General features: G+C 32.2%; 19 protein-coding genes. 2 read left to right on the top strand and 17 right to left on the bottom strand.

Going from position 1 to position 17,716, the window contains the following annotated elements:
- Positions 1-67: 67 nt before the first annotated feature.
- Both E0K96_RS05475 and E0K96_RS05470 read left to right on the top strand, forming a co-directional pair.
- Positions 68-1,390: an RsmF rRNA methyltransferase first C-terminal domain-containing protein gene (locus tag E0K96_RS05475; RefSeq protein WP_168081775.1), complete on the top strand. Its 1,323-nt coding sequence runs from the start codon at positions 68-70 to the stop codon at positions 1,388-1,390.
- Complete coding sequence (locus E0K96_RS05470; RefSeq protein WP_168081773.1) at positions 1,387-1,836, top strand: HD domain-containing protein; 450 nt, start codon at positions 1,387-1,389, stop codon at positions 1,834-1,836. Before E0K96_RS05475 ends, E0K96_RS05470 begins: the two co-directional genes overlap by 4 nt.
- A gap of 11 nt (positions 1,837-1,847) precedes the next feature.
- On the opposite strand, the gene trxA is transcribed toward E0K96_RS05470, so the two are convergent.
- From trxA to E0K96_RS05385, 17 genes are all read right to left on the bottom strand, one after another.
- Positions 1,848-2,156, bottom strand: coding sequence for a thioredoxin (gene trxA, locus E0K96_RS05465; protein WP_168081771.1), 309 nt, complete (start codon positions 2,154-2,156; stop codon positions 1,848-1,850).
- 115 nt (positions 2,157-2,271) lie between these two features.
- The gene (locus E0K96_RS05460) at positions 2,272-4,128 is read right to left on the bottom strand and encodes an ABC transporter ATP-binding protein (protein ID WP_168081769.1); all 1,857 of its coding nucleotides are present in this window, start codon (positions 4,126-4,128) and stop codon (positions 2,272-2,274) included.
- Position 4,129: 1 nt separating this feature from the next.
- Positions 4,130-5,863, bottom strand: a complete 1,734-nt coding sequence (locus E0K96_RS05455; protein ID WP_168081767.1) for an ABC transporter ATP-binding protein — start codon at positions 5,861-5,863, stop codon at positions 4,130-4,132.
- 42 nt (positions 5,864-5,905) lie between these two features.
- Positions 5,906-6,364 carry a MarR family winged helix-turn-helix transcriptional regulator gene (locus tag E0K96_RS05450; RefSeq protein WP_087242959.1) on the bottom strand — a complete coding sequence of 153 codons (459 nt, stop codon included), beginning with the start codon at positions 6,362-6,364 and terminating at the stop codon, positions 5,906-5,908.
- Between the two features lie 163 nt (positions 6,365-6,527).
- Positions 6,528-6,839, bottom strand: coding sequence for an RnfABCDGE type electron transport complex subunit B (locus E0K96_RS05445; protein WP_087305438.1), 312 nt, complete (start codon positions 6,837-6,839; stop codon positions 6,528-6,530).
- A complete protein-coding gene (locus E0K96_RS05440) occupies positions 6,829-7,014 on the bottom strand; it encodes a hypothetical protein (protein WP_087242963.1) in 186 nt (61 codons plus the stop codon). Before E0K96_RS05440 ends, E0K96_RS05445 begins: the two co-directional genes overlap by 11 nt.
- Positions 7,014-7,586, bottom strand: a complete 573-nt coding sequence (locus E0K96_RS05435; protein WP_087297112.1) for an electron transport complex protein RnfA — start codon at positions 7,584-7,586, stop codon at positions 7,014-7,016. Before E0K96_RS05435 ends, E0K96_RS05440 begins: the two co-directional genes overlap by 1 nt.
- Positions 7,587-7,589: 3 nt before the next feature.
- On the bottom strand, positions 7,590-8,240 hold the full coding sequence (gene rsxE, locus E0K96_RS05430; RefSeq protein WP_087242967.1) for an electron transport complex subunit RsxE: 651 nt from the start codon (positions 8,238-8,240) through the stop codon (positions 7,590-7,592).
- A 13-nt stretch (positions 8,241-8,253) separates the two neighbouring features.
- Positions 8,254-8,778, bottom strand: coding sequence for an RnfABCDGE type electron transport complex subunit G (locus tag E0K96_RS05425; protein ID WP_168081765.1), 525 nt, complete (start codon positions 8,776-8,778; stop codon positions 8,254-8,256).
- A 12-nt stretch (positions 8,779-8,790) separates the two neighbouring features.
- A complete protein-coding gene (locus E0K96_RS05420) occupies positions 8,791-10,650 on the bottom strand; it encodes an RnfABCDGE type electron transport complex subunit D (RefSeq protein WP_168081763.1) in 1,860 nt (619 codons plus the stop codon).
- A gap of 15 nt (positions 10,651-10,665) precedes the next feature.
- Entirely contained in the window at positions 10,666-11,973 is a 1,308-nt protein-coding gene (locus E0K96_RS05415) for an RnfABCDGE type electron transport complex subunit C (protein WP_087242972.1), read from the bottom strand.
- 119 nt (positions 11,974-12,092) lie between these two features.
- Positions 12,093-13,397 carry a 23S rRNA (uracil(1939)-C(5))-methyltransferase RlmD gene (rlmD, locus tag E0K96_RS05410; protein ID WP_168081761.1) on the bottom strand — a complete coding sequence of 435 codons (1,305 nt, stop codon included), beginning with the start codon at positions 13,395-13,397 and terminating at the stop codon, positions 12,093-12,095.
- Complete coding sequence (locus E0K96_RS05405; RefSeq protein ID WP_168081759.1) at positions 13,357-14,175, bottom strand: YihY/virulence factor BrkB family protein; 819 nt, start codon at positions 14,173-14,175, stop codon at positions 13,357-13,359. Before E0K96_RS05405 ends, rlmD begins: the two co-directional genes overlap by 41 nt.
- A 33-nt stretch (positions 14,176-14,208) precedes the next feature.
- Positions 14,209-15,498, bottom strand: a complete 1,290-nt coding sequence (locus E0K96_RS05400) for an HlyC/CorC family transporter (RefSeq protein WP_168081757.1) — start codon at positions 15,496-15,498, stop codon at positions 14,209-14,211.
- A 123-nt stretch (positions 15,499-15,621) separates the two neighbouring features.
- Complete coding sequence (locus tag E0K96_RS05395; RefSeq protein WP_168081755.1) at positions 15,622-15,774, bottom strand: hypothetical protein; 153 nt, start codon at positions 15,772-15,774, stop codon at positions 15,622-15,624.
- Between the two features lie 68 nt (positions 15,775-15,842).
- Entirely contained in the window at positions 15,843-16,988 is a 1,146-nt protein-coding gene (gene fucO, locus E0K96_RS05390; RefSeq protein WP_168081753.1) for a lactaldehyde reductase, read from the bottom strand.
- Between the two features lie 178 nt (positions 16,989-17,166).
- Positions 17,167-17,716 (bottom strand): TetR/AcrR family transcriptional regulator C-terminal domain-containing protein (locus E0K96_RS05385; protein ID WP_370519881.1); only part of this gene is annotated, 550 nt, incomplete at its 5' end.

Genomic DNA, 17,716 nt, shown 5'->3' with positions numbered 1-17,716 from the left:
TATTTTAACATATCTTTTCTAGTTTACATAGACATTTTTCACTTGTATAATAGCATTGGTGAACAAAATGAATGAATTATTTAAAAATGAAATGAAAACAATATTAAAAGATGAATATGATGATTTTATACAATCATTACAAAAGCCTCCTGTTAAAGCTTTTTATTTAAATCCTTTAAAAAAGGATTGTCTACATTATTTCAATCAGGACGCTATTTCTCCTCATCCAGTTGTACCAGATGGATATTATTTTGATTATGAAAAATACCCATTAGGAAAATCTCCTTTTTTCTCTTGTGGTTTGTATTATATTCAAGAGCCAAGTGCCATGCTTGTCGCTCATTTTTTAGACATTCAAAAAGATGATTATATCTTAGATATGTGTGGGGCGCCAGGAGGAAAGAGCTGTGCAGTGGCCAGTCGATTAGGTCCTCAAGGTTTAATGATTACCAATGATATCAATACATTGCGAGCCAAAATTCTTTCTGAAAATATTGAAAGATTTGGTTTAAAAAATACCATTGTAACCAATTGTGATCCTATTCAATTTACAAAAATTCTTCCTGAATTTTTTGATAAAATCATTTTAGATGCACCTTGTAGTGGTGAAGGGATGTTTAGAAAAGATGAACAAGCTATCACAACATGGTCCCCTGAAAAAGTACAGGAATGTGCCTATATTCAACGACAATTGATTGATCAGGCGATGCAATTATTAAAGCCTGGAGGAATACTGATTTATTCTACCTGTACATATAATACAAAAGAAAATGAAGAACAAATCAAATATATTCTTGAACAATATGATTGTTGTTTAAAGCCACTCAAAAGAAGTCATGGAATGGCTAATGGCATTGGACTAGATGGAGTTGTTCGTTTATATCCGCATCATTATCAGGGCGAGGGACATTTCATTGCCTGCATTCAAAAAAATGGTCAGTCTGTATCTAAAAAATACAAGCCTATGAAACCTCATATTTCTAAACAAAATCAAAAACTGGTTGATGAATTTTATCAGAAATATCTCAACATTCCTACTCCTGATTATCTTTATGACAATCATAATCATATTTATGCTCTCATGCCTCAATTCCCTGATTTACAAGGAATACGTGTTTTACGCAATGGACTTTATCTAGGGGAATGCAAGAAAAACAGATTTGAACCAAGTCTTGCTTTAGCTTTAACATTAACTCAAAAAGACGTCAAACAGTTTTATCGTTTTCATGAAAATGATGATGAAATCAAACAGTATTTGCATGGAGAAGCCATCCAGGGATCAAACCACAAAGGTTATGGTGTCATTTTTGTAGAAGATTATCCTCTTTCTTTTTATAAAGAAAGTCAAGGCTTAGCTAAAAACTTATATCCAAAGGGGTTAAGAAGATGAATCGTTATGAAACATTAAAAGACTATTTCTTTACACATATTGAAGAACAATGTCATGGTATTTATAAGCAAAAAGCTTTACTACACAGCATTCAAGTCTCTACTTTATGTCAAAAACTTGCCTTAGAACAGCACTTAGATGTTGAACTTGCAGGCATCATTGGATTATTTCATGACTACATTCAATTCACTCAACATTCCTCATTCCAGCATGGTCTAAGATGTAGTGAATGGATCAGTAGTATTTTAAGTGAATTTCAGGATGATGAAAAAGCTATTATTCAACAAGCCATTGCTAGACATAGTGAAAAAGATAAAGTTGATGATGTATATAGTGAGATTCTTAAAGACGCTGATGTCTTAGCTCAATATTTTGCTGAAACAGATATTGTTTTATCAGACGAAGGACAAAAAAGACTCAAAAAATATCTCCCAGAAAAAATCTAGGAGATATTTTTTTATTTCAACATATTTTCTAAAGTTTCATAAGGAACAAATCCTAATTGACGATTGACAGCTTGTCCTTTTTTAAAAGTTATCAATGTTGGAATAGATTGTACACCAAATTGCATTGCAAGAGATGGTTCCTGATCTACATCTACTTTCACAACCTTTGCTTCTGGATGTTCTTTAGCCAATTTATCAATACTTGGTGCAAGCATTTTGCATGGTCCACACCAGTTTGCAAAAAAATCTACAAAAACAACATCATTTTGAGCAATAACATTTTCAAATTCCTGACTATTTACATGTAATACTTCTGCCATATGCAGCGCCTCCTTTATCATATTATAGTTTTTTCTTTTATTGATATACTGAAGTTTATCATAGTCTTTCACTTTTTACAACTTATGTGCTTAAAAAGAAAAAGGTCCTAAGACCTTAATCCATTTCAATAGCTCCTGTATACAATTGATAATATTTACCTTTTTGTTTCATCAATGTTTCATGGTTACCTCTTTCAATGATATGACCATGTTCAAGAACCATAATACAATCACTATTTTTAATTGTAGATAATCTATGGGCAATAACTAATGTTGTTCTTCCTTCCATTAATCCATCCATACCCTTTTGAACAAGAGTTTCTGTTCTTGTATCAATAGATGAAGTGGCTTCATCTAAGATTAAAGCAGGAGGATTCGCAACTGCAGCACGAGCAATCGCAATCAATTGTCGTTGCCCTTGAGAAAGATTCGCTCCATCTCCAGTTAACATTGTATCATAGCCATCAGGTAGATGTTTGATAAAAGCATCTGCATTAGCAAGTTTAGCAGCTTCAATACATTCTTCATCAGTCGCATCTAAACGTCCATAGCGAATGTTATCCATAACAGTTCCTGTAAATAAGTGTGTATCTTGCAATACGACACCTAATGAGCGACGTAAATCATCTTTTTTAATTAATTTGATATCAATACCATCATAAGTAATCGTTCCACTTTGAATATCATAAAAACGATTAATTAAGTTTGTAATAGTTGTTTTACCGGCACCAGTTGCTCCAACAAAAGCAATTTTTTCACCAGGATTAGCAAATACATCAATATCATGTAAAACCATATGATCATCAAAATAACCAAAGTTGACATTTTCTAATTTCAAGTCACCTTTCATTTCAACCAATTCTACTTCACCGTTTGCTCTTGGATGACGCCATGCCCAATGTCCTGTACGTTTATCAGTTTCCACCATTTTTCCATCAACAAATTCTACACGACATAATGTCACGATACCTTCATCTACTTCTTTTTCCTGATCTAGCAATTCAAAAATACGTTTCGCTCCAGCTTGTGCCATAGCGATAGAATTGATTTGCATAGACACTTGCCCAATTGGGTTATTAAAACTTCTATTCAATGTCATAAATGCGACAAGTGTTCCGATTGTTAATGAAGAATCAAAACCAGATAATGCCAAAACAGCTCCAATCACCGCACATAAAATATATGACATATTTCCTACCTGAATGGTAACTGGCATTAAAACATTGGCAAATTTATTAGCTTGATATGAACTGTGACGTAATTCTTCGTTAATATCTCTAAAACCTTCAATAGCTTTTTCTTCATGGTTAAACACTTTAACAACTTTCTGTCCAGAAATCATTTCTTCAATATAACCATTGACTTTTCCTAATGTTTCTTGTTGTTTAATAAAATATTTTGCTGAACGTCTTCCAATAGAACGTGAAATAAAGAGAATAATACAAACCATAATGACACTGATCAATGTTAAAGTCACATTTAACATTAACATTGATATAAGGACAGTAATAATTGTAATAGCACTTGAAGTAAACTGTGGAATAGATTGACTAATTAATTGTCTTAAAGTATCAATGTCATTTGTATAAACAGACATAATATCTCCGTGAGTTGTTCTATCGAAATAACGAATTGGTAATGATTCCATGTGTTCAAACATTTCTACACGTAAATCACGTAAGAATCCTTGTGTAACAGACACCATGATACGGTTATATGCATAAGCAAAAACAATTCCTGCCAAAAAGAAACAAGCCATAACAGAAAGAGCAGAAAACAATCCAGAAAAATCAGGAGATGGCTGTCCAATTAAAGGCATAATATAATCATCAATTAATCTTTGTTGGAATACCTGTCCCTGAACACTACAGATAGCCTGCCCAATAATACATATTAAAACAATGACTATAGCTAAACCATAACGTTTAAAGACTTTCTTTAAAAGACGTGCTAAAACATTTTGTTTTTTCATATTATGCTTCCTCCTTTCCTTTTGTCTGTGTTTCATATATTGTACGATAAATATCACTTGTTTTTAATAAATTTTCATGTGTATCAAAATCATCAATAACACCATCATTTAATACGATAATACGATCTGCATTTTGAACGCTTGATACACGCTGTGAAATAATAATTTTTGTCGTATCTGGAATACGTTCTTCAAATGATTTTTGAATACTTGCATCAGTCGCAGTATCAACAGCACTTGTTGAATCATCCAGAATTAATATTTTTGGTTTCTTTAACAATGCTCTGGCAATACATAAACGTTGTTTTTGTCCACCAGAAACATTTGTTCCACCTTGTTCAATATAAGTATTATACTTATCAGGGAAATCTTGAATAAAATCATCAGCACAAGCAAGACGACATGCTTCCTGACATTCCTCTAAAGTCGCATTTTCATTTCCCCATCTTAAGTTCTGTAAAATGGTTCCACTAAATAAGACATTGTTTTGTAAAACAACGGCTACTTCATTTCTTAAAACTTCCAAATCATATTTTCTAACGTCTTCACCACCTACAATGACACTTCCTCGATCAACATCATAAAGACGACTGATTAAGCTGACAAGTGTACTCTTGGCACTTCCAGTTCCACCAATAATTCCAATTGTTTCACCAGAGTGAATGTGGATATCAATATCTCTAAGCACTGGTTCACCTGTTCCATGTTTATAAGAAAAAGTCACATGATCAAAAGTGACAGATCCACTTTTCACTGTTTTTAAGGCATTTTCAGGAGAAACCAAATCTGATTTTTCATTTAAAACTTCTGCAATACGTCTTGCTGAAGCAAATGACATTGTGATCATAACAAATGCCATAGATAACATCATTAATGACATCAAAATATTCATGATATAACTAAATAATGTTGTCAATTCTCCTGTTGTTAGAGTTCCACCAACAACACTCTTTGCTCCTAACCATGATAAAAGTAAAATACATCCATAAACAGCTGTCATCATAGCAGGGTTGTTTAAAGCCAATACAGATTCAGCCTTTACAAATAAACGATAGATATTTTGTGCAGCTCTTTTAAATTTTTCATTTTCATATTTTTCTCTTACGAATGATTTGACAACACGAATAGCGACAACATTTTCTTGAACACTTTCATTTAAATCATCATATTTAGGAAAGACCTGATTAAAATAACGTGTCGCTGTAATCATGATAAATCCTAAAACAATAATTAAGAATCCCATTGCTCCAACAAAAATCAAACTTAATTCATGATTAATCATAAAAGCCATTGTCAGGGCACAAATTAAGTTCATTGGTGCACGAATACACATACGAATAATCATCTGATAAGCCATCTGAACATTCGTCACATCTGTTGTTAAACGTGTAACAAGTCCAGCAGTACTGTATTTATCTATATTAGAGAATGAAAATGATTGAATATTTGTATACATTCCATCTCTTAAGTTAGCAGCAAATCCTGTTGAAGCCTTTGCAGCATATTTCCCAGCTAAAAAACCAGTTGATAAAGTTCCAATTGCAATAATAAACATGATAAATCCATATTTATATACAGCATTAATATTTCCAGCTTCAATTCCTAAATCAATAATTCTTGCCATTAACAAAGGAATCAAAATCTCCAAAATAACTTCGACGATAACAAAAAACATTGTTAAAAAAGAATCTTTTTTATATTGTTTGATTTGTTTCATCAATGTTTTAATAACCATATAACCACCCCTTCTTTAACGATTTTGTAACCAACACGATTTCTAATCAGTAGATTCCTGTTCATTTTTAGACATATTTTGAATCATATGATCCGCAACATCTATAAATGTTTCAATTTGTTGCGTTGTTAAACCATCAGTTAATTTATCATGAAGTTGCATCATAGCCTGATTAATCCATTCATGAATCTCTAAACTTTTTTTGGTTAAAACAATTTTTTTCAAACGTCCATCATAATCTACAGGAACACGTTCAATCAACCCCCTCTTATTCATCAAGGTCAGCATTTCAGAAGTCGTTGAACGATTAATAGAAAATTCCTCTTCAATATCCTTTTGAAAAGTATCCTTGCCTTCACTGTCTCTTAATTGAACAAAACCAATGATCCAGGTTTGCATCATTGTCGCTCTATCATGTTGGGGTCCCAAATGTTTATCCATATTTCTTTTCATTAAATTGCTTAATGTTTTAATACGATATCCAATTGGATCTCTAAACATCGTACCACCTCCATTGTTCGGTTACGAACAGTATTATAATACACATTTTTTTGAATGTAAAGCATTAATATATAAGAAGTCCAGTATTTTTAAAATGATCACTCAAAACAAAAATATAAAAAAAGGAAATTGACACTTCATAGTCAATTTCCTTATGAAACATTTAAATTGAAACGTTTACTGTTTTTCCATCTGGTCCAGGTGTTTCATTTAAATAATTTGCAATTTTTTCTCTTGTTTCCTGATTGCTGACAACACAGGCAGACACTTTTGATGCTTCTCCTTCAACCAAAGCACCAGCAAAACCAGCACATCCTGGATAACCACAACCACCACAATTGGCACCTGGCAACATTTCTGTAACATCGCTGATACGGTTATCTTCTTCAACACGAAGATATTGATTCGCTATACCTAAAACACATCCAAGTACAGCTCCAATAACAAGCAATGCTAAAATAGCACTAATTTGCATCTTTGACTTCCTCCTTATGATGAGCACTGTGATGAGAACAAGCAATGTTATTGCATCCTACACATTCACTCATATCTTCACACCCTTCTGGTTTTGGTGTGTGTTTATTTAATAAATATGTTCCAATAAAGATGGCTATTAAAATAACTAGCCAAATAATTGCCCAAATAGTCATTAAACAAGACCTGCGATTCCGGCAATAGCACATGCCATAATACCAGCAGTAATTAATGCAATTGGTGTTCCTTTAAAGCTTTCAGGAACATTTGCAATGTCTAATCTTTCACGAATTGTCGCAAAAACATAAATAACAATTGTAAATCCAATTGGTACTGCAAGACCTGCAACCATAGCTTCAATAAATGTATAACCAGCACTGATATTATCTAATGCTACACCTAATACAGCACAGTTTGTTGTAATCAAAGGTAAATAGACACCCATTGATTTATAAATTTCTGGACTTGTCTTTTTCAAGAACATTTCAACAAATTGTACTAAAGACGCAATAACCAAGATAAATGTAATTAAATCCAAATAAGTAATATTTAATGGAGTTAATACATAATAGTATAAAAGATATGTGATAATTGATGCTAAGAAGATGACAAATGTAACAGCATATCCCATGTTCAAAGCATTTTTAGGTTTCTTAGAAACACCTAATAATGGACAAATAGCATAAAACTTACTTAATACAACGTTATTAACAAACGTTAAACCTACAAATAAACTGACTAATTCCATAAACTATTTGACCTCCGCTTTCTTTGCTTTATTAGCTTTTCTTACTTTTAAGAATTGAATAAACGCAAGAATTGTTCCTAAAGTAATGAAGGCTCCAGCAGGTTGAGTAAACAAGCTGATTGCGTAATCACTAAAGAAACTAAATTGGAAAATAATCTGACTTGCATCAAATGGATTATATAATGATAAACCACCTGTTCCAATTAATTCTCTAAAGAATGAAATAATCACAACTGCAAATGTATATCCAAGCCCCATTCCTAAAGCATCTAAAATAGAGTCAACAACACCATTTTTAGAAGCAAAGCTTTCTGCTCTTCCTAAAATAATACAGTTGACAACAATTAAAGGAATGAAAACACCTAATGATTCATACAAAGCAGGTGTATATGCATTCATAAGCATTTGAACACATTTAACAAGTGTTGCAATAATAACAATAAATACAGGTATTCTAATTTCGTTAGGAATGATTTTTCTTAATAAAGAAATAATAAAGTTACTCATTAACAAAACACAAATAACAGCCATTCCCATACCAATTGCATTTGTTAATGAAGTTGTAATTGCTAGGGATGAACATAGACCTAACAATAAAACAAAGATTGGATTTTCAGCAATTAACCCTTTTTTAAATATATCAAATTTCTTCATCTATGTTCCCTCCTTACTTATAGTTTTCATTGTAATGTTGTGTTGCTTGTTCAATTCCTTCCACAACAGCTGTTGAAGAAATGGTAGCACCAGAAATTGTATCAATAGAATCACCAATGTTCTTACCTACAACACTACTAATAAATGCTTCACCAGCGACTTGATCACCAATACCTTTTGTTTCAGTACTGCAATCAATAATTTGTAATCCTTTATATGTTCCATCTTTATCTAAAGCAATCAAGGCTCTGACTTGTCCACCATATCCTTGAGCAGCAGTTTCATAAATATATCCTACAGCACTTCCACCTTTATCGGCTTCATATACTGAAACCAAAGCAGGATAATCACTTAAAGAAACATCTAAAGCTTTAAATTCTTCACCACTAGAATAAATTTTGACTAAATTTTCCTTAACACTGGCAATTTTTTGTTCTTGAATAATGGGATCTGTCATGCCATTAACAAATGACAAAGCGCCTCCAGCTAAGCCAGCCACAATTGCAAGGAAAACAGTTAATTTAACAATATTTTTCATCTTATTTCCCTCCTACTTTGTTTGATCAATAGCTTCCTGAATAGCATTGACAATTCCTTTTGTTGTAACTGTTGCTCCTGTTGATGTATCAATTCCAGAAACATCAGCCCATTTAGTTTCGCCATTTAAAACATTATCATGGAAAGTTTTCGCTTTTTCATTTAAACTTCCACCAGCACCTGATTCAATTAAATCTTTTCCAAATCCACCTGTTTCTCCAGCGTATTCAACAACTTCTACTTTTGTGACAGTTTCATTTGCTTTATTCACAGAAACTTTAATTGTCATTGGATTAGCATCTCCACCGTATCCTTTTGCTGTTAAAGTATATGTGTAAGTATCACCATCAACAACCGGTGCTTTTTGAGCTTGTTCAATCGCACCTTTTATCGCATTGACAATTCCTTTTGAAGTGACTGTCGCACCTGTTGATGTATCAATACCATCAACATCACTTGTAGAAAGACTACCATTTAACACTTGATCATAGAAAGTTTTGGCTTTTTCATTTAATTTTCCGCCTGTTCCTGATTCGATTAAATCTTTTCCATATCCACCTGTTTCACCAGCGTATTCAAGAACTTTAACAGATTCAACTGTATCACCATCAATTTTAACTGCCACTTTCATTGGATTAGCACTTCCACCAAATCCATTAACTTGCATGACATATCCATCATCAGTTGTTTCAAGATATGTCCATTGAACTTTATTAGCTTCTTCTTCAGCCTTTTTCTTTTCTTCTTCCTCTTTTGCTTTTTGAGCTTCTAATGCTTCCTGTTCAGCTGCAGCAACATCATTTTTAATACCTGTGCTAATACCAAAGACACATGCAACAGTTACCACTAAGCTAATACCAATAGCAGCCCATTGTTTACCAACATTTTGGTCAGTTCTACCTAAAACAAATGAGTCAATTAATGGTGTTAACATATTCATCATTAAAATTGAGAATAATACACCTTCAGGATAATTCGCTTTTAAACGAATAATCATTGTTAAAAATCCTAAACAAATACCATAAATAATCTTTCCTAACGGACTAGATGGTGATGTAACTGGGTCCGTTGCCATAAAGACAGCCCCAAACATTGCTCCACCTAAACAGAAATGAATTAATGGATAACTTATAGGATCTAATCCATTCACTAAAGCAAACACTTCAGCTAAAACTAAGATTGTTCCCATATAAGCAACTGGAATTCTCGCATCATAAACTTTTCTGATAGCTAATATAATTCCAACAATTAAAATCAATACAATACAAGTTTCTCCTAAAGCACCAGTATGATTACCGAAGAATAAATCACCTAAAGTATAAGAGAAACTTTCTCCACCTAGCCATGAAGTTCCAGCCAACATTGTTGTTGGTGTTGCTTTTGTTGCAATATCAACACCATTTACAGTATCAGGAATATTTGCAATCAGTTCTGCACCATAAGCCAAATGTACAACAACACGACCAACCAAAGCTGGATTGAAGATATTGTGTCCAAAACCACCATAAACTAATTTACCAAAGAATATAGCAATAAATGAACCAATAGCTGTCACATATAAAGGTGTTCCAGCTGGCAATGTTAATGTAAAGATAATAGCTGTTACCCATGCAAAACTATTTTTCAAATAAGTGAGAACTTTTTCTTTATGAATAAGTGCCCATACAGCTTCAGTTGCAATCGCAACAACTAAAGAAACAATATACATCAATGCAACATGCATCAATGGATCATTTGTTGTAAAGTTATAGTAATAATAATATAAAGAATAAGCAACTAACACCAAAAGACCAATTGTTAAATCTCTCATAATACGATGTGTAGAGAGCTTTTGTCTATAATTTGGTGATGTTCTTTGTAAAGTAATTTTCATTAATCTTCACCCTCCCTACGCATTCTTTTTTCTTTGTGCTAACTGGTAACGACGTTTTGCTTTTGCGACCATATCTGTCACTTCAATCTTACTTGGACAAATATATGTACACATACCACATTCAACACAACGAGATGTATCTAATTTTTCAATAAGTTCAACATTGGCTGCCTTTTCTGCCTGCATAATACGTACAGGTTGCAAATGCATTGGACAGTGCAATGTACATTCACCACATTTTAAACATGGTAATGGTTGAATATTTTCTTTTTTCATAACTGTAATGGCATTGTTATGAGAATAGATTACAAATGTATCATTCATAACAGATTTTCCCATCATTGGTCCACCACCAACTAAGAATCCATCACAATCTTCATCAATATATCCACCAATTTTTTCAACAATATAATTAACTGGTGTTCCAATTGCGACATCAACATTCTGTGGTTCTTTCAAACCATTTCCAGAGAATGTCACAACACGACGTGTAATCGCTTCGCCTTGACGTATTCCTTTAGAAACAGCAATAGCTGTTGATGAGTTATTGACAATAACACCTATTTCAGCAGGTAAACGATCATATTCCTTTTTAAAGACCGTACGAATCAATACTCTTTCCCATCCCATAGGATAACGATCAGGAACTTCACGTGGTTCAATGTTATCATAGTTTTTAGCTTCTTCTACTAAGAGTTCCATTAAATCAGGTTTATGTTCCTTAATAGCAATAATGGCTTTTTTAGCTCCCGCAGCTTGAATTAAATAATGTGTTCCATCAAAAAGTGCTTTAATATCTCTTTTCATAGCGACATGATCACTTGTTAAGAATGGTTCACATTCTACACCATTAATTAAAATTGTTTCAATGTTTTGAACATTTTCATATTTAACATATGTTGGGAATCCAGAACCACCTAATCCAACAATTCCCAATTCTTTAATGGCTTTAATAATATCTTCCTGACTCATATGATCAGGATCACTGACTTCATATGCTTTTACTCTTTCATCTTTATGATCATTTTCAATCACAATATGATTTTGTAAACGCTTTGAAGCATGCATACGTTTTTCTATTCCCTTAACTGTTCCAGAAACTGGAGAATAAATTGGAACGTACATACTTTTACGTGTTGCCAATTTTGTTCCAATGCAGACATGATCTCCTTCTTTAACATGAACATCAAAATCTGTTGCAACTCCTAAAACAAGGGGAACATAAATAACGTCAGGTGTTTCGATAGTCAAAATAGGTTTATCTTTAGTTAAGCCTTTTTGGCCATCTAACTTTACTTTTCCTTTTCCAGATAAAATTGACATTATATCCCTCCATATCTTTAAAATACTAGTATAGTATAGCATTTTTTTATGTATTTGGAAATAGAATTATATCCTATGTTCACAAAATGTTCACAAAAAAAGTTTCCCATAAAAGGAAACTATTTTCTAATCAGACTAACCACTGTATCAAATTTAGCAGAATATGGATATGTATCTATAGGAATGATCTTTTCTATACGATAATATTTATCCAATTCTTCTAAATCTTTCGCTAAAGAAGATGGGTGATCACTGACATATATAATATGTTTTATTTTTGATAAGATAAAACTTTGTTTAAAAGCATCACTTAATTCAGAACTTCTTACAATCACTTCATCAAAATGATTCTTCTTGCATTGTTGAATACATGCTTCATGAACATTTTGACAAATCCATTGAACATTATCTTTAACCAAGAATTTTGCATTTTCTTTTGCATCATGAATATGATAATTCTTTTCATCAACAGCAACAATATTTTGTTTTAAAGAAAGTTCTAATAAACCTATTCCACAATTCAATGATAAAATCTTTGAATTTTCAGATAATAAAGAACGAATTGTATCAAGTTTTATTTTTTCCATTTGAGGATAAACAGGGAATTCAGATTTTATCGAATATAAATACTTCTGATCAAAAAACTGGAATGGCAAATAAGATTGTCCATAAGCCTTTTTATATCCTTGCATTTCAAATTGCTGATAACGTGTTGTGTTGATTGTATACCAGATACTTTTCACTTCAGGAATTTGGCTGATATCATTGATGACTTCCTGTTTCATGCCATCCTGTCCAGTCACAAATAAAACTTGAATTTGTCCATCAATATTTCGCATACGCATAAAGCGTAAACCTTTTTTAACTTTATCATTATAATCTCTGACATGATGTTCATTTAAAATATCTTCAATCTTTTGAATACATGTATTGATCAAGGAATCTTGCATTGAACATTGATTCATTAAAGTTAAATATTTTGTTTCACGCTGAAAAATTCCAGCATGTACTTTTCCTTTAAAATATGTTATAGGCAAAGACACAACCTGACGATAATGTAAAGTTTCAGGTGCTTTTATTGTTTTTTGAATAGGTAAACGTTCTACATCAAAATGTGTGTATTTCTTTAAGGCATCTTTCAATAATCCTTTTTTAAATGATAAATGTTTTGAATATTCAAGCGTTGTTAAAGCGCAACCTTGACAATTTGTGTACTCTTTACAAACCGATGGTTGTCGATATGGTGACTTTTGAATATATCTGACAACTTTTCCCTTTGTAAATTGACGTGTTCTTTCAATGATTTCAACATCTACAATTTCACCTGGCAAAGCATCTTGAATAAAGCATATCTTTTTTTCAATATACCCTATTCCTTCACCATTAATTCCCAATTTCTTTATTTCTACTCTTTCTTTTCTCATCAGAGATCCTCCTGAAATATAATATATTTGTAATATACATGCCAACATAGAAAAATTCGGCAGTCCAGTTAAAAACAAACAAAACAATCACAATAGAAGCCAATGGCCCATATACGGACTGATAATCAGCAATTTGAAAATAAAAACTCAATGCATAGTATAATATCAATAGTAATACACTGGCAACCAATGCCCCTTGAAAAGCATCGCTATAATGAATTTTCATTCTTGGTACAATCATATAAATGCCAGTTAAACAAAAACAGATTAAAACATATAACAAAATATGACGGATTCCTGCATAGGAATATAAAAAGTTAAAAATATAAGCTAACGGTCCAATCGCAGTAATCGCAATAACTCCAATCAACAACAATAATAAATAAATAGTGATCTTAATCGTATAAACATAAAACCCTAAGATACTTTCTTCAGTTTCAGGTTGATACATACGTTTACTGATTTCATAAATATTGCCAATACCTCTTGAAACTGTATATATAGATACCAGAATTGTCACTAAGGCAACTGTATTAAAAGAACGTGATTCTAATATTTCAATCAACATCTGTGCATATTCCTTAACAACAAACTGCTCTATAATATTTTGGAGTACAGTCATATCAATATTAAAAAGTGATGTTCCTATCGCAATTAATGTAAATGCTGGTATTAACAGCAACAGAAGATAAAAAGATAAGGCCGCAGCTGCATACGGTGGTATAGCAGTACGATAATCATCATATATAATTGTACATCGCTCATAGAATTCTCTCATAAATGGCCTCCCACCAATAAGAGAGGAAAAACATTAACTTTGTTTTTCCTCCCCTTTCTCGTCTTCATTTTCAAATCCCTTTTTTAAATGCAACAATACAATTCTATTCTTATCAATTTCTTTGATTGTAAATATAACCGAATCAATAATGATTTCCTGATTGATTTCAGGACTTCCATTACACTGTCCTAAAACCAAACCACCAATAGACTCAAAATCTTCTGAATCAAATGATGTTTCACAAACATCATTAACCTCATCAATATTCAAACTTCCATCAATGAGATATTCACCTCGACCTAAATCAACAATGGACTGTTCAACTTCATCATATTCGTCATCAATTTCGCCAACGATTTCTTCTACAATATCTTCTAAAGTTACAATTCCACTCATGACACCATATTCGTCTAATACAACCGCTAACGACACATGATCTTTTCGCATAGCTTCAAAAACATCAGAAATCTGATTGAATTCATAAACAAAATAAGTATCACGCATGATTTTTGTTACATCAAAATCTTCACGGTGAACATCATATAAAAACAAGTCTTTAATATATAATACACCTATAATTTCATCATATGAATCATTATGAACAGGTAATCTTGAAAATTGAGATTCTCTAAAAGCTAAAATGATTTCATCATAAGTCGTATCATCAGAAATACTTTCAACATGAATTCTTGGAGTCATGACTTCTTTAATTTCAGTATCACCAAATTCAAACACATTATGAATCATTTCTTTTTCTTCATCTTCCAAAACGCCTTCTTCATGAGAAACAGTAACGATGGTTTTTAAATCTTCTTCTGTCATTGTTGGACCTTTGTTAGCATCACCACCAAAAAGACGAACAAAAAAACCTGAAACAATATTTAAAATAGCCACAACAGGAGTAAAAATAATAACAACCAGCTTAATGAAGCGACATACTCCAAAAGCAATAGATTCAGCGTTTTGTGTAGCTAGAGATTTAGGCGTAATCTCACCAAAAATTAATATAATTAAAGTCACAACACCTGTTGCAAGTGCAACACCCGTTCCTTCATTACCTAAAATACTAATCACAAAAGATGTCGTTAAAGAAGAAGCAGCAATATTGACTAAATTGTTTCCTACCAATATCGAGCTTAATAAACGTGTCTGATCTTCTAATAATGACCGAATTAGAATCGCTTTCCTATTATTTTCCTCTGCCAATGTCTTTACTCTTATTTTATTGATTGACATAAATGCTGTTTCACTCATTGAAAAAAGAGCCGATAATGAAATAAGCACAATAAAAGTAAAAATCATGACTATCTGACTCGAGTCCATTTTGATACATATCTCCTTCTCATCACATAAATTTCCTAAATATTACTATAAAACCATTGAATTGTCAAACGACCTCTACTTTATAGTATAATATCATTTTTAAAATTATCAATAAAATCCATCTTAAGATTTATTTTTATCTTTCATCTCTAACCACTGCATCCATTCACGATGTTGTTTACGTCTTTGTACAAGAAAAAGAATAGGAAAAACAATACTGCTAACTGCAATCATCCCTAAAAAAGACATTATTAATGTTTGGTTAATCATTTCCATCTATTTTCACACTCCATTTTCATTATAACAAAAAAAGTACACCCATGACAGATGTACTTTGTGAATTATTATAATAAAGATTGATATAATGCTTTAATTTCTTCAACACTTGTATCTCTAGGATTTCCTGGACAACATGCATCAGCTAAAGCTGATTCACTTAAGAAGTCTAAATCTTCTTCTTTAACAATATCTTTAAGATCAGCTGGGATACCAACATCTTGTGATAATTGTTTAACAGCATTGATTGCAGCCTGACGATATTCATCTTGGCTCATACCTGTTGTATCAACACCCATTGCTTCAGCAATATCTTTATATTTTTCACCAGTATATGGTGCATTGTATTCCATAACTGTTGGTAAAATAATCGCATTAGCCACACCATGAGGTGTATCATATAATGCTCCAAGAGGATGTGCCATACTATGAACCAATCCTAAACCAACATTAGAGAATCCCATACCTGCGATATATTGACCTAAAGCCATACCTTCTCTACCTTCTGGTGTATTTTCAACAGCTCCTCTTAAGTTTTTCGCAATGATTTCGATTGCTTTTAAATGGAACATATCACTCATTTCCCATGCTCCTTTAGTAATATATCCTTCAATCGCATGAGTCAATGCATCCATACCTGTTGCAGCAGTTAAACCTTTAGGCATGCTTGCCATCATATCAGGATCAACAAAAGCAACAACTGGAATATCATGAACATCTACACATACCATTTTTCTATCTTTTTGTGCATCAGTAATAACATAATTGATAGTGACTTCAGCTGCTGTTCCTGCTGTTGTAGGTACTGCAAAGATTGGTGTACATGGATTTTTAGTATCAGCAACACCTTCTAAGCTTCTTACATCTCCAAATTCTGGATTACGATCAATAATCCCAATCGCTTTAGCAGTATCCATTGATGATCCACCACCAATAGCTATAATATAATCAGCTTTTGCATTATGCAATGCTTCTACACCATGTTGTACATTTTCAATTGTTGGATTAGCTTTAATATCTGAATAAATTTCATAAACCAATTCTGCTTCGTCTAATAAATCTGTTACTTTTTTTGTAACTCCAAATTGAATTAAATCCGGATCAGAACAAACCAATGCTTTTTGAAAACCTCTTGCTTTTGCTTCAGTAACAATTTCATTGATTGCTCCTTTTCCATGATAGCTTGTTTCATTTAATACAAATCTGTTTGCCATTTTTATTACATCTCCTTTATTTTGCTGATTCTATTTTAACATTCTTGTGAAAATAAAAACAAGTGACAAATGAAAGCGTTTGTCACTTTACTTCATAAAACATTTTCACAGGAATTCTATATTGATATGAACTCCACTTTCATAACCTATTAACATGTCCCATATAGGCTCATCAAAACTATAAATCAGACAACAATTGCTCTAATTTAGGAGGTAAAGCCTGAATTAATAAATCAGCCATTTCTTCAGGTGTCTTATTCATTCCTGAAATCGCCCATTCCACTGTCATTGTGATAGAACCATGACAGTACATTTCTAATAAAAACATAATATCCGTAGGAATATTTCCTATTTTTTTATAAATAATATTCTGATAAAACTCTAAAATACATTGATAATCATAATTTTCGACATTATTATAATCCTTAGATTGAAACGCCTGCATAAAAAAGATTTTATCATTCAGTAAAAAAGTAAATTTCTTAATCAGTCCTTCTCTCAGTGTTGAAGAATTGCCAATCTGTCGAAATGATTTATCAGCCAGTTTTTCAAAATACCAATTAACCAAATCGTATTTATCTTTAAAATAGCGGTAAAAAGTTTGTCTTGTCATTCCACTATGTTTCACAATATCTGTAACAGTCATTTTATCTAATGACTGTTTTGCCATTAAATCTTTAATACTTTGTGCAAAAAGATAGCGCGTTGAATCGTGTTCGTTCATAATG

This window comes from Massilimicrobiota sp. SW1139, assembly GCF_012027715.1.
In the GTDB taxonomy this organism is placed as follows: Bacteria; Bacillota_I; Bacilli_A; order Erysipelotrichales; family Coprobacillaceae; genus Allocoprobacillus; species Allocoprobacillus merdigallinarum.
The sequence above is the reverse complement of the archived record's forward strand: the minus strand, read 5'-3'. Positions and strand labels throughout refer to the sequence as shown.

Bases quoted from the DNA above. Each gene is read 5' to 3' on its own strand.
- E0K96_RS05415 (WP_087242972.1), bottom strand. From the start codon at position 11,973: ATGTCAATTTTATCTGGAAAAGGAAAAGTAAAGTTAGATGGCCAAAAA.
- E0K96_RS05460 (WP_168081769.1), bottom strand. From the start codon at position 4,128: ATGAAAAAACAAAATGTTTTAGCACGTCTTTTAAAGAAAGTCTTTAAA.
- E0K96_RS05475 (WP_168081775.1), top strand. From the start codon at position 68: ATGAATGAATTATTTAAAAATGAAATGAAAACAATATTAAAAGATGAA.
- trxA (WP_168081771.1), bottom strand. From the start codon at position 2,156: ATGGCAGAAGTATTACATGTAAATAGTCAGGAATTTGAAAATGTTATT.
- E0K96_RS05395 (WP_168081755.1), bottom strand. From the start codon at position 15,774: ATGGAAATGATTAACCAAACATTAATAATGTCTTTTTTAGGGATGATT.
- E0K96_RS05405 (WP_168081759.1), bottom strand. From the start codon at position 14,175: ATGAGAGAATTCTATGAGCGATGTACAATTATATATGATGATTATCGT.
- E0K96_RS05445 (WP_087305438.1), bottom strand. From the start codon at position 6,839: ATGCAAATTAGTGCTATTTTAGCATTGCTTGTTATTGGAGCTGTACTT.
- E0K96_RS05435 (WP_087297112.1), bottom strand. From the start codon at position 7,586: ATGGAATTAGTCAGTTTATTTGTAGGTTTAACGTTTGTTAATAACGTT.
- E0K96_RS05450 (WP_087242959.1), bottom strand. From the start codon at position 6,364: ATGTTTAGAGATCCAATTGGATATCGTATTAAAACATTAAGCAATTTA.
- E0K96_RS05425 (WP_168081765.1), bottom strand. From the start codon at position 8,778: ATGAAAAATATTGTTAAATTAACTGTTTTCCTTGCAATTGTGGCTGGC.
- E0K96_RS05440 (WP_087242963.1), bottom strand. From the start codon at position 7,014: ATGACTATTTGGGCAATTATTTGGCTAGTTATTTTAATAGCCATCTTT.
- fucO (WP_168081753.1), bottom strand. From the start codon at position 16,988: ATGGCAAACAGATTTGTATTAAATGAAACAAGCTATCATGGAAAAGGA.
- rlmD (WP_168081761.1), bottom strand. From the start codon at position 13,397: ATGAGAAAAGAAAGAGTAGAAATAAAGAAATTGGGAATTAATGGTGAA.
- rsxE (WP_087242967.1), bottom strand. From the start codon at position 8,240: ATGAAGAAATTTGATATATTTAAAAAAGGGTTAATTGCTGAAAATCCA.
- E0K96_RS05455 (WP_168081767.1), bottom strand. From the start codon at position 5,863: ATGGTTATTAAAACATTGATGAAACAAATCAAACAATATAAAAAAGAT.
- E0K96_RS05400 (WP_168081757.1), bottom strand. From the start codon at position 15,498: ATGGACTCGAGTCAGATAGTCATGATTTTTACTTTTATTGTGCTTATT.
- E0K96_RS05420 (WP_168081763.1), bottom strand. From the start codon at position 10,650: ATGAAAATTACTTTACAAAGAACATCACCAAATTATAGACAAAAGCTC.
- E0K96_RS05470 (WP_168081773.1), top strand. From the start codon at position 1,387: ATGAATCGTTATGAAACATTAAAAGACTATTTCTTTACACATATTGAA.